11 protein-coding genes are annotated in these 12,967 nt (G+C 33.8%); 6 read left to right on the top strand and 5 right to left on the bottom strand.

Going from position 1 to position 12,967, the window contains the following annotated elements; all coding sequences use genetic code 11:
* The first annotated feature begins 8 nt into the window (after window positions 1-8).
* The 5 genes from ACFOWA_RS15715 to ACFOWA_RS15695 all read left to right on the top strand — a co-directional run bounded on the left by ACFOWA_RS15715 (window position 9) and on the right by ACFOWA_RS15695 (window position 7,257).
* Window positions 9-299, top strand: a complete 291-nt coding sequence (locus ACFOWA_RS15715; RefSeq protein ID WP_378986778.1) for a cell division protein ZapA — start codon at window positions 9-11, stop codon at window positions 297-299.
* A 270-nt stretch (window positions 300-569) separates the two neighbouring features.
* Complete coding sequence (gene rny, locus ACFOWA_RS15710; RefSeq protein WP_378986776.1) at window positions 570-2,141, top strand: ribonuclease Y; 1,572 nt, start codon at window positions 570-572, stop codon at window positions 2,139-2,141.
* 134 nt (window positions 2,142-2,275) lie between these two features.
* Entirely contained in the window at window positions 2,276-2,791 is a 516-nt protein-coding gene (locus tag ACFOWA_RS15705) for an Mpo1 family 2-hydroxy fatty acid dioxygenase (RefSeq protein WP_378986774.1), read from the top strand.
* Between the two features lie 111 nt (window positions 2,792-2,902).
* Window positions 2,903-5,710 carry a TonB-dependent receptor gene (locus ACFOWA_RS15700; protein WP_378986772.1) on the top strand — a complete coding sequence of 936 codons (2,808 nt, stop codon included), beginning with the start codon at window positions 2,903-2,905 and terminating at the stop codon, window positions 5,708-5,710.
* A 41-nt stretch (window positions 5,711-5,751) separates the two neighbouring features.
* On the top strand, window positions 5,752-7,257 hold the full coding sequence (locus ACFOWA_RS15695; protein ID WP_378986770.1) for a hypothetical protein: 1,506 nt from the start codon (window positions 5,752-5,754) through the stop codon (window positions 7,255-7,257).
* Between the two features lie 58 nt (window positions 7,258-7,315).
* On the opposite strand, the gene ACFOWA_RS15690 is transcribed toward ACFOWA_RS15695, so the two are convergent.
* The gene (locus ACFOWA_RS15690) at window positions 7,316-7,621 is read right to left on the bottom strand and encodes a hypothetical protein (RefSeq protein WP_378986768.1); all 306 of its coding nucleotides are present in this window, start codon (window positions 7,619-7,621) and stop codon (window positions 7,316-7,318) included.
* Between the two features lie 134 nt (window positions 7,622-7,755).
* Between ACFOWA_RS15690 and ACFOWA_RS15685 the strand changes: the two genes are divergently transcribed.
* Entirely contained in the window at window positions 7,756-7,914 is a 159-nt protein-coding gene (locus ACFOWA_RS15685; RefSeq protein WP_378986766.1) for a hypothetical protein, read from the top strand.
* Window positions 7,915-7,924: 10 nt separating this feature from the next.
* On the opposite strand, the gene ACFOWA_RS15680 is transcribed toward ACFOWA_RS15685, so the two are convergent.
* The 4 genes from ACFOWA_RS15680 to ACFOWA_RS15665 all read right to left on the bottom strand — a co-directional run bounded on the left by ACFOWA_RS15680 (window position 7,925) and on the right by ACFOWA_RS15665 (window position 12,868).
* On the bottom strand, window positions 7,925-8,200 hold the full coding sequence (locus tag ACFOWA_RS15680) for a hypothetical protein (RefSeq protein WP_378986764.1): 276 nt from the start codon (window positions 8,198-8,200) through the stop codon (window positions 7,925-7,927).
* A gap of 239 nt (window positions 8,201-8,439) precedes the next feature.
* Window positions 8,440-9,594: a hypothetical protein gene (locus tag ACFOWA_RS15675; RefSeq protein ID WP_378986762.1), complete on the bottom strand. Its 1,155-nt coding sequence runs from the start codon at window positions 9,592-9,594 to the stop codon at window positions 8,440-8,442.
* Window positions 9,595-9,747: 153 nt separating this feature from the next.
* Entirely contained in the window at window positions 9,748-10,569 is an 822-nt protein-coding gene (locus ACFOWA_RS15670) for a 1-acyl-sn-glycerol-3-phosphate acyltransferase (RefSeq protein WP_378986760.1), read from the bottom strand.
* 547 nt (window positions 10,570-11,116) lie between these two features.
* A complete protein-coding gene (locus ACFOWA_RS15665; protein WP_378986758.1) occupies window positions 11,117-12,868 on the bottom strand; it encodes a lysophospholipid acyltransferase family protein in 1,752 nt (583 codons plus the stop codon).
* Window positions 12,869-12,967: the final 99 nt, after the last annotated feature.

Below are 12,967 nucleotides of genomic sequence, written 5' to 3'. Positions count from 1 at the left end.
GCTAAACAATGGGAGAAATCTCGATTAAGATAACCATTTCCGACCGTATTTATCCCTTAAAGGTAAATGTGGAAGAGGAAGAAATTGTGAGACGGGCAGCAAAAATGATCAATGAGCGCATAAAAGATTATCAAGATAATTATGCGGTTAGAGATAAGCAGGATCTTCTTTCTATGGCAGTTTTGCACTATGCAACTGCGGTATTAAGAACTGAAAATAAGGTGCAAAACCAAGATACTGCTGTTGCTGATAAAGTTGAAGAATTGGATATTTTATTAAACGATTTCTTTGCAAAATAAGGTACGTTCTTTATATCATTTGTTGTGTTGAGTATATATATTATACCTCAATAAACAAATACGACATTAGCACAAAAACATAGCCGCGGCTAGTTTTTTGAGTTTCAAATTTTATAAAACTTAACACTTCAATATCTATAGGGTTAAGAGGGCGTATTTCATCTGCTTTAGCACCTGAAAATGGCTTAAACCCTAATTATGCTTAGTTGAGGTTTAAAATGTATGAGACTTTAAAAAAATTAGTCGCGGTTTTTTTATTTAACAAACAAAATGGAGATAACGGAAATTTTAGGGTACATATTCGCCGTAATAGCAGGCTTAGGTATCGGTATAGTAGTAGGCAGATTTCTACTGCGCAGCTTACTTAAACAGCAGGAAATTGCTGCACAGAGTAAAGTAAAAAAGATTTTAAAAGATGCAGAAAACAATGCAGAGATTTTAAAAAAGAACAAACTTTTAGAAGCAAAAGAAAAGTTTTTGCAAATGAAAGCGGAGCATGAACAAGAGGTAAATGCTAAAAACAATAATATTAACCAGCGTGAAAATACCATTAAACAGAAAGAGCAATCGGTAAATCAACGCATGGAAAATTTTAATAAAAAAGAAGCTGAGCTTGATAAACAAAAAATTCATTTAGAAAAACAAACTGAATTAGCGATTAAAAAGCAGGATGAAGTTGAAGTTTTAAAAAATCAACACCTAACCCAATTAGAATCAATTGCTGGTTTATCTGCCGAAGAAGCTAAGAATCAGTTGGTAGAAAATCTGAAAGAAGTAGCCCGTACCCAGGCTATGATTCAAATAAAAGATATCGTTGATGAAGCTAAGTTAACTGCAAGTAAGGAAGCAAAAAAAGTAGTTATCCAAACCATTCAACGTACAGCTACAGAGGCTGCTATAGAGAACTCCGTGTCAATCTTTCATATTGAAAGTGATGAAATTAAAGGTAGGGTTATTGGTAGAGAAGGTAGAAATATACGTGCTTTGGAAGCGGCTACGGGTATCGAAATTATTGTAGATGATACACCTGAAGCAATTATTCTATCTGGTTTCGACCCGGTTAGAAGGGAAATTGCCCGTTTGGCTTTACACCGTTTGGTTACAGATGGTCGTATTCACCCGGCTCGTATTGAAGAAATTGTAGCCAAAACTAAAAAGCAAATTGAAGATGAAATCGTTGAAATTGGCGAACGTACCGTTATCGATTTAGGTATCCATGGTTTACACCCTGAACTAATTCGTATGGTTGGACGTATGCGTTACCGTTCATCTTACGGACAAAATCTTTTACATCACTCTCGCGAGGTTGCTAATTTCTGTGCTACCATGGCAGCAGAACTTGGTTTAAACGCAAAGATGGCTAAACGTGCTGGTTTGCTACACGATATTGGTAAAGTGCCTGATGATAACCCTGAATTGCCACATGCAATTTTAGGTATGCAGTTAGCTGAAAAATATAAAGAGCATCCAGAAATTTGTAATGCAATTGGCGCTCACCATGATGAAATCGAAATGACTTCCATGATTTCGCCTATTATTCAAGCTTGTGATGCAATATCTGGGGCTCGCCCAGGTGCTCGTAGAGAAGTTGTTGAAAGCTACATTAAGCGTTTGAAAGATTTAGAAGAGCTTGCACTTTCGTATCCAGGTGTAGAGAAGACTTTTGCTATTCAAGCTGGTAGAGAACTACGCGTAATTGTTGAAAGTGAGCGAATTACAGATGCTCAGGCAGAATTATTAGCGGCAGATATTTCAACCCGTATTCAAACGGAAATGACTTATCCTGGGCAAATAAAAGTAACCGTAATTAGAGAAACACGTTCTGTTGCGTTTGCGAAGTAATTGTTGATTCGTCACTTTGAATTTATTTCAGAGTCTTTATTGTAAGATGCTGAAATGAATTCAGCATGACGGTGCATGAAACAAAACAAAATTTAAAGCGATGGAAATTCCATCGCTTTTTTTATTTTTACATAATGATCAAGCAAACGACTAAAACTGAAATTAAGCGCCCGGTTGATATTTATTTTGATAAATACCAGGAAAGCCACAATAACGAAACCAACGAAGTGATTCATTGGATTTGTGTTCCGTTAATTATCTTTAGCTTATTGGGTTTGGTTTGGTCAATTCCGTTTCCATATCTTGGGTTTTTAGGTAAGTACAATGGTTTTGTAAACTGGGCTTCTTTTTTAATTGCGTTTTCGGTTTACTATTATTATCGCCTTTCTCCTGTGTTATCGTATATGATGTTGCTCTTAATTATTTTAATGAGTTGGGGAATCGTTTCTTTAGAGCAGTTAGAAAAAAATGGCGGTCCGGCAGTTTGGTTAATTTGCTTGGTTTTATTTGTTGCAGCCTGGATTGGTCAGTTTATTGGTCATAAAATCGAAGGAAAAAAACCATCATTTTTAGATGATGTTAAATTCTTGTTAATAGGTCCGATTTGGTTATTGCATTTCATCTGCAAGAAAGCCGGTATTAAGTACTAATCTTAACATTGATCACATTAAATTAACCTTTAGCTAAACAAAGCTTAATTAACACCTAACACACAGCTAACATTGTGGTAATAGCTTTGCCTAAAATTAAATACAGGCAAATTGAACTTACTCACTACTTTTAAGGGCGCAGCATTTACGATGCTGATTTTATTTTTAAGCATAGCTTCTTATGCGCAAACCGGTAAAATTTCAGGTAAAATAACAGATAAAACTACTGGTCAGACATTAGTTGGTTTATCGGTATTAATCGAAGGAACTTCTATCGGTACAACAAGTGATGCAGAAGGAAATTATGTTTTAAATACAGTAAAACCAGGAACCTACAGAATAAGTTTCTCTTTTATTTCTTTCAAAAAGCAAGTTATCCCGAATGTAATTGTAACAGCAGGGCAAACAACAACCATTAATGTGGTAATGGAAGATGATTTATCTACATTAAATGATGTTGTAATTACAGGAACCAGAAAATCAGGAACTGAGGTTTCATTATTGGCAGAATTAAAAAAATCGCAATCAATTGCCAATGGTGTTTCATCACAAACAATTCAAAGGTCTGGCGATACCGATGCTGCCCAGGTTGTTAAACGTGTTCCGGGTATTACCATAGTTGATAATCGTTTTATCAACATTCGTGGTTTATCAGAACGTTATAATAATGTTCAGCTTAATAATGTAACGGCTCCAAGTTTAGAAACAGATGTAAGGTCTTTCTCGTTCGATTTAATTCCAAGTAATCAAATAGATAGAGTATTGGTTTATAAAAGTCCATCAGCTGATATCCCGGCAGACTTTGCTGGTGGTGTGGTGAAGGTTTTTCTAAAAAGTATTCCTGATGATGATAGATTAACCATCGATTATGGAACAAGTTACCGTGAAAATGCAACCTTTAAAAACTTTAAAAGAACCAATACCGGTAGTTTATATTTCACAGGCTTTAATACAGGAGATAACGATTTACCGGTTAATTTTCCTTCAAATTTAAATGCCGTTAATGCAAGTAAGCTGAACGCAGCAGGACATGCGCTAAGAAATAACTGGGTACCAGATGAGAATACTGCCAATCTAGATCAGAAATTAAACATTTATGGTAGTAAACGTTTTAACATCAATAACAAGTTGTTAGGTAACATTACAGCCATTACGTACAGCAATAGCAAAACAAATAACGCTGTGTTTAGAGGGAACTATGAAGTTTATGATCCAGTTTCTCAAATCGCTGAAGAAAACTATCGTTACAACGATGACCAATATACATACAATGTGCGTTTAGGTATTGTACACAACTGGGCTTTCAAATTAGATAATAACAATACATTCGAGTTTAAAAACTTATATAACCAATTAAGTACATCTCAATATGTGAGTCGTATGGGTGCAGAAAAGCAACAAGCCTATGCAAATTTCGCATCAAATGTGCTTTATCGCGGTATTTATTCGGGTCAACTATCTGGTATTCATAAATTTAATGATGAAACTACAAAGTTTGATTGGGTTGCAGGATACAGTAAATCATTTAGAGATCAGCCAGATTATTCACGTTACAGAACTTTAGATAATGGCGATGGAACATTTAACATCTTCGTTCCAACAGGCGGTGCTCAACCAGAGTTTTTAGGTAGATTTTATTCGAAAATGAATGAAGACATTAAAACAGGAGCATTTAATGTTGAGCAAGCTTTAGCTCCAAAATCAGAAGGCTTTAAACCATCAGTTAAAGTTGGTGCATATTATGAAGATAAGCAAAGAACTTTCTCATCAAGAAATATTGGATATGTAAGGGCAAATTCATTAACGTTTGATCAATCTTTATTAAAAGGAACTATCGATGAACTTTTCGATTGGAAAAACATTAATACTACAACAGGAATAAGGTTGGATGAGAAATCTAACCCTTATGATAATTATGATGCATCGAACAGATTGTTAGCTGGTTTTGCAAATTTTGTATTGCCTTACAAAGAAAAATTTACAATAGTAGCTGGCGCAAGAGTTGAAAACAACGTTCAAAAACTAAATAGTTTTGATGCTGGCGGACCTGTAAATGTAAATAACGATATCACAAGAGTTCTTCCGTCAGCAAATGTTCAATACAATATAACTGAAAAGTCTCTTTTAAGATTGGCTTATGGTAAAACGCTAAACAGACCAGAGTTTAGAGAGATAGCACCATTTTCATTTTATGATTTCGACCAAAACTTTAACATCTCGGGTAACCGTGATTTAAAAACGGCCAAAATTGATAACTATGATTTAAAATATGAGTTCTATCCATCAACAAGTGAATTGATCAGTATCTCAGGTTTTTACAAAAAGTTTAAAGATGCGATAGAAATGACTGCGGTTCCTGGTTCAAATGCACAATCTTTTAACTTCAATAATGCTCAAAATGTTAGAAACATTGGTGTAGAGTTAGAAATGCGTAAATCTTTAGCGGGTTTAAGTTCATCTAAATTTTTAAATGATATTACTCTTTTGGTAAACGCATCATATATAAATAGTAAAGTAGAATTTGATGGTGCCAGTGCTTTTGGACAATCGAATAATCGCCCGATGCAAGGTCAATCTCCATATATCATCAACACGGCTATATTTTACAACAACATTAAATCAAAGTTTCAGGTTAATTTATTGTACAACGTTGCAGGCAAGCGTATTGCCTTTGTAGGTACTGATTTAATCAGAGATATATATGAAATGCCTAGGAATGTGATTGATTTAGTAATAACGAAAAATTTCACCAATAAACTTTCTTTAAAAGCCAATTTTAACGATTTGCTAAATCAAAACTTCACCTTAATGCAAGATGGCAATCAAGATGGCACGTTTGATAAATCCGTTGACCAAGTAACGGTACAATTTAAAAGCGGTCGCCAGTTTGGCTTAACACTTTCTTACAAAGTATTTTAACAAAAACCTCATAAAAAGACATAAAAAATAAAAAAATGAATATGACAAAGCTTTACAAGCCAAAATTTGGTACTAACGCCCTTAAAACACTAGTGTTTGTTTTGGCAGGGACATTAATTTTTAGTTCATGTAAAAAAACTACAATCATTGAATATAATGAAGCTGGAAGTAATGCAGGAACTGGAACTGGTACAACACCAGTAAAACCTATCGTTGAAGTTGCAAATGGTAGCATTACGGCTAATACAAGATGGACCAAAGATAATATTTACAGACTTAACGGTTTTGTTAGAGTTGGTAGAGATGCGAAAAATAAAGCAGGTTTAGCTGCAGTTGAAGGTGTTACTTTAACTATCGAAGCTGGTACTGTTATTATTGGGGATAGAGAATCGAAAGGTACTTTAGTAGTACAAAGAGGAAATAAAATTATTGCAGAAGGTACTGCCTCTGCACCAATTATTTTCACTTCAGAACGTGCTGCAGGTTTACGTGAGCCGGGAGATTGGGGTGGTGTTGTTTTATGTGGAAAAGCAACAAACAACCAAGCTGGTGGTGAAGCAGAACTGGAAGGTGCTTATGAAGGATGGCACGGAGGTACAAACGACGCAGATAATTCTGGTATTTTAAGATATGTAAGAATTGATTATGCTGGTACACCAATCAACCCAAATCAAGAAGTTAACTCTTTAACAATGGGTTCTATAGGTAATGGTACTGTAATTGATTATGTACAATGTTCTTATGGTTTAGATGATGCTTTTGAATGGTTTGGCGGAACCGTAAATGCAAAACATTTAATTGCATATCGTGGTTTAGATGATGATTTTGACGTAGATTTTGGATTCCGTGGAACAGTTCAATTTGCTGTTGGTATTCGTGATGCAAACTCAGCCGATCAATCGGGTTCAAACGGTTTCGAAGTTGATAATGATGGAACAGGTTCTAGTGTTGCTCCATATACATCACCTCAGTTTTCAAACGTTACTATCATCGGTCCAAAGAAAGATGCAACCAAAACCATTTCAACTCAATTTCAAAATGCAATGCATTTGAGAAGAAATAATAAAATTAAAATTTACAATTCTGTATTTACAGCTTACCCTAATGGTTTGTTTATTGATGGAGCAACGACATTAGCCAACGCTGCAAATGGCGAGCTAGTGTTAAAAAACAATGTACTTGCGGGTGTTGATGGTTGGGGAGCTAACGGTTATGGAACTGGTGGTACTACAACTTTCCCTAACCCAATAGGCGTTGAAACTAAATCAACTGGTAATGTTGGCGCTCAGACCATTGATGTTTGGTTTAAAACTGCCGCTTTTGCTAATGAAACATATCCAAAATGGGGTGATTTAGGAATTGATGGTAGCATTTTCGACTTAGGCGCTACACCTAAGTTTACATTAAATACAGGTTCTATATTATTAGCTGGAGCAAATTTTACAGGCTTAACTGGTTTTGATGTTGTAACACACCGTGGTGCTTTCGGAACTACAGACTGGACTGCTGGTTGGGCTAATTTTACCCCACAAACTAACGTATATTAATTAATAAACAATATTGCATAAAAAAGCCGGAACGTCTGTTCCGGCTTTATTTGTTTAATTATTCGGCTAATTCTTTAACCGCAGGCTTGGCTTTTTTAGCAATTGGTTTTACAGGTAATGCTTTTTCACTTTTAGAAACCATAACTTCTTCTTTAATAAAAGGTGTAATAGAATCTTCTTTAACAGATATGTTTATTTTTTTCGATAGCTGTTTCGAAAAACGTTCGATAACTTTATCTGCTTTTTTAGATTTTCCATAGCCACCTACAATTTCGTTAAAGGCGCTTGTTAATTTTGCTTCTATTTCTTTACGTATTTTTTTGCTTGCCGATTGCTTTTTCGACTTGGATTTATTCTTCTTCATTTTAATGGACGTGATTTTCCCAAAGATAAAATTTCAGAAAGTTAAATTAATATTATGATTATGTTAACTGTAGGATAAATGTTAACAAGCAAATTATTTAGCTATACCTTTAATCAAAACAAAAATCGATTGTTATGAATATAGATTATATTATTATTGCAGTAGTGGTTGTTGTTTTAATCATCCTGCTTATTTTATTTTTACGCCGGAATAATAAAGATGAAAAGGCGTTTGAGCAAGATATTATTCAGGAAGAACTAAATCCCGAAAAGCATAAGGGCGATAAAACTTAAGCGGTTTTTGTTAGATAAGTGAGCCTGCAGAAGCGCTTCCTCCCATATCTAATGCGCTTTGAAATTCTTCCAGATATTGTAGCAGATGTCTTTCTGCCGTTGCAAAAGATGTAAACGATGCAGATGGCTCATGGGCATCACTACTGTTGTGGTTCTTGTAAAACAAGCTCGTTTGAAATACGAAAATATCTTCTTTATTTACCGGAGACATGATTCTGGCTTTAACCGGGTTGGAATGTATTTCAGTAAAATATTCTTTTAAAACAGTGTAAATTACAGGAATCATATATTTTTATTTTATCTGATAGAGATTAATAACGCATTTAAACTTCAAAATAAAATTGCATACATCTAGTCATATCAAGCTTAATAAAGTCTTACTGATATCTATTCTTCGAAAAAAAAGGCCGATAAGCAATTTACTTATGAGGTAAACAAAATCTAAATTAGTTTAAATGGCGAAACTTTAATGATGTTAGCAATTTAATAACGTCAATTTAACATTAAATTAACCTAAAGATTATGCTATTTTACAGGCATATAATTGTAAACAATTGTATAGTTTACATTTTTTAATTGAGCAGAAAGCTGACCGATTTTTAAATCTGTAGCTTGTGGGGTGGGTTCGCAGAAGGCATATTTTCTGCCATTGTATAATAAATAATCTCCTTTTACAGGCTTATCGAAACTTACAGCCATGGTTAAGTGAGTTGGATATAATATGGCAACCATTGGCAAATTATAAATTTCCTTTACCAGATAAAAGAATAATGCAGCCCGGTCGTCGCAATCGCTATATTTTGTAAGTAGGGTTTCTTCTGGTGATAAGCGCTTTTCTTTACCAAAATTATCTTCATCATTCTCATATAAAAAAGCATAACGCGTAAATCTCATCAAATAATCAACGCCTTTCTTTTGTTCCATACCTTTTAAATTAGCTTTTAGCATTGGTATTAACGAGCTATAGGTTTCTCTGCTGAGTGGGATATTAAAATAAGTTTCAAAATCAACCCCAGGATAATTAGCGAAAATCGCTTTAACATCGTTACTAACCTTTAATTTAAAGTGATATGTTTTTTGCTTATAGCTAAAGTCAACAGCTTTTTCTACATACCTATCTGGATTAAAATCTGGCATCCTCGTTACCTTGTACGAAAATGAATTTTTGGCTTCAGGAAGGAGAATATCTACAGGTTTATATGTATCGGCTTGTTTAAATAGTTTTCCATAATCATGATAATTAAGGCACATATATTTTTTATCGTTAATCATGAAGAAAGGGATATCGCTAATGTTTTCATCATTTCTTACGTAGAAAATAATTTGCCCATTACCCACAGCAAGACGGGCATCGTAACCACATTTATTTAACAAAAACCATTTATACAGGGTATATCGGCTGTAATTTTCTGCCTTCGGACTTATCTCTTCTGCTGTTTTACGGATCAACTGATAATAAATCCAATCGTTAAGTTTGTATTTTTCTTTGTAGCTCATTAAAGCTGAAACTATCGGTTGATAATTGCCCTTGCTAATTTTTGAGTAAAAACTATTTATGGTTTCGGCAGAAGCATTGGCGGAGGAATTTATAACAACGGAACTATCTGCAGAAAAATTGAAAGTGCCATCAAAAAAATCGAAAGCATGGTTTTGGGCCTTTGCTGTTGTAAATGAAAGCATTATGTTAAAACATAAAGCCACAGTTAAAGAATATGTATAAGCCCACTTTTTCAACGTATCATATTTGGTAATATTAAATTTACATATTATTAATGATAAATTAACAATTTATTTATGTTAACAAATGAGATTTCGCTAACGGTAATTTAATACCTACCTGATATTTAATTTGCTATTCAGAGCATATACTTTTGTTCTTAAAAATTTTAACAAAGCAATGTTGCATTGATTGGGTAAAATTTCTTTTGGTAGAATGACCGTACCGATTGTTATTTTAAGAACATGATTTTTCTTGTTAAATAGTTCTGATATTAATTTGGCTGTTTGCAACGATGGATGTAATAGTTTAAGTAAACTGAAAAATAGGCCATTATTACCATGAAAATATACGGGTAATATTGGAACATTGGCTTTCATAATGATTTTACCCACCACCGGGTGCCATGCTCTATCAGTAATTTTTAAGCTTCTAATTTTTAAAGAAGAAACTTCGCCAGCAGGAAAAATTGCAACAGGCACTCCGTCGCATAAAGTTTTTAGGGTTAGTTTTAATCCACTTATACTTGATGAATGCTGAATATTTTCAAACGGGTTTACGGCAATAATACATTTTTCGAGATTAGGTATCTTCTTCAGCAAGAAATTTCCCATAAACATCGTATCAGGGCGATGTTTAACCAGGGTACTTAACAGAGCTAGTGATTCAATAGCGCCATATGGATGATTTGCTATGGCTATGAATGCCCCGTTTTGTGGTATGTTTGCTAGTTCCTTGTCATCAATTTCAATTTTAATTCCCAAACGTTTTATCAAATAATCTGCAAATTCAGCGCCTTCCAATTTATCTGCATCTCTAATTATCGAATTAAAATTTTCGATTTTCATTATCTTCATTATAAAAGAAGTTAAACCTGGTATTGGAACATTGCAAAGTCCGGTAGCTTTAGAAAAATCTGCCTTGGATATAAGTGTCATAGAGAATTTTTAAATCTGAATCTTAATAATTCAAACCGTAAGGATTGATCCACTAAATACAAGGAGAGGAAGCTTCTGATAGAAGCTAAGCGATGCTTATAAGGAGTATCTAAAGATAGCAGAATAATGTTACCTGCATAATTTTTATCGTTTTATTTTTAGGTTAAAAAACCGGGCAAATTTCAATTTTAATAATGATTTATGATTACATAAAATTTGTTGTGCAGGACATAGCGCTTGCACTAAACATAAAATAATTTGCAAAAGAATATTGATTTAAATGCTTAAAAACTAGGATAACAATTTACTCGTATATATATCTGAGCGAATGAGTAAAAGGATTTGCAGAAGTTAAATTCTGCATTTCCTTTAATTATCCTTGTTACTGATGTTAAATGTAAATCGTTGATTTTATAACATACAGTTAATATTTAGATAATGCCATAAGCTCATATTTGCATCATAAATATTTGGTTAGTATTTATAAAGTTTAGGTTAGTTGATAAGAAAAAACCCGGGTGGATATCCGGGTTTTTCTATTTTTAACCTATAAATTTTTTCCTAGTTTTTCTAACATTTCTGGTGGTATGTTATGGGTATCTACCAACAGAAAGCCATCAAGACAGTCAGAAAATTTTGGGTCTATGTTAAAAGAAATAATTTTTGCATTGATATTCATATACTGCCTTAATAACACCGGTACTTTAATATGCGAATTTTCAATATCACCAATAATACTATCTAAATCTTTAAACGAATCGCTACTATCTACCAATGTATCGGTTGAAATAGGCAATAAATCGGCCTTAAATTTGTTGCGTGGTTTAACGTATTTAGCCATCTCATAATCGAAATGATTTTTGGTTATGTAATCAACAATTAATGCTTTGCTAAATTTAGAAAAGTTATTGCTGATGCTTACTGGCCCAAACATGTATCGGTATTGTGGATTATCGATTAAGTATTTTAGAATTCCTTTCCAAAGTAAAAATAGGGGTAAAGGTTTGCCTTGATATTCTTTTCTAATCCACGAACGGCCAAGTTCAATGCCTTGCTTAAGCATTGGATAAAACTGATCTTTAATTTTAAACAATTCTGAAAGATAAAAACCACGGCGACCCATACTTTCTAAAATTTCATCGCCTTTACCAATTCTATAGGCACCAACGATGTTTTCTAAATCCTTATCCCAAATAAAAAGATGGTTATAATAGATGTCGTAATTATCTAAATCAATTTTTTTATTGGTTCCTTCGCCAACTTCTCTAAAAGTAATCTCTCGCAGGCGACCAATTTCCCGTAAAATATTTGGGATTTTTAAAGTAGGAACAATATAAACTTCATAGTGTTTTTCGGTCCATACTCTAAAATCTTCTAAAGTAGTAATCTCATCTTTTATTAAGTTACGAGATGTTTCTTCAATTATATCAGCTGGTTTCTTTTTAATCTTAAACAGTTTAAGCGGATTAAAAAGTTTTTTCTCAGTATCTAAACCAACACCTAAAGCATAAGTACGGGCTCTTAAAAAGTCCATCAGCTTATTGCTTTTATTCATGTTCGAAATTTCGTCGAGCGCAATGGCTTTACCAATTCTTACACGAATTGTTCTGCCATGTTTATTTAAAAACTCAGAAGGTAATTTCGCAGTACGAAGCGTAGGATGTATGAAGCTTAGAATATTAAATAAAACCCCGTTATTGCCATGAAAATAAATTGGTACAACAGGTACTTTCGCTTTCGCTATCAATTTACCCACCACCGGATGCCACATTCTATCCGTTACTTGCTGTGCATCTAATTTGAAAGTGGATACTTCACCAGCCGGAAATATACCTATTGGTGTGCCACTTCGTAATAAATCAAAAGTTGTTTTTAAACCGCTTATGCTCGATGAATGTTGTACATTTTCAAAAGGATTTACGGCAACGAAGAACTCATCCAAATTTGGAATTTTCTTTAAAATAAAATTCACCATAACCTTTGCATCAGGGCGAACGGTACATAAAAGCTTAACTAAAGCCAAACCTTCTACACCGCCGTAAGGATGATTTGCAATTGCAATGAATGGGCCGGTTTTAGGAATGCTATTTAATTCGTCTTCATCAAAATCGATGGTAACACCGATGGTTTCTAAAATTTTATCTACAAACTCTAAACCATTAAAGTGCTGATTTTGAGAAAAAACATCATTAATGTCGTTAAGTTTCATGATTTCCATCATTAAACCCGCCAAACCCGGAACCCCTAATTTATCTATCTTAGTTGCCTTAGCAAATTCTGAGGTAGTAATAATCTTCATAAAATTAATTAGCTTGTTGATATGCCGAACAGCAAGTGCTTTGCAATTCCAAAAATAAGATTTATATTTATAATACACACGTCATATCACACTATGCGA

The organism is Pedobacter lithocola, assembly GCF_042650845.1.
In the GTDB taxonomy this organism is placed as follows: Bacteria; Bacteroidota; Bacteroidia; order Sphingobacteriales; family Sphingobacteriaceae; genus Pedobacter; species Pedobacter lithocola.
Note: the sequence above shows the minus strand (reverse complement) of the source record. Positions and strands in the feature narration are given on the sequence as shown.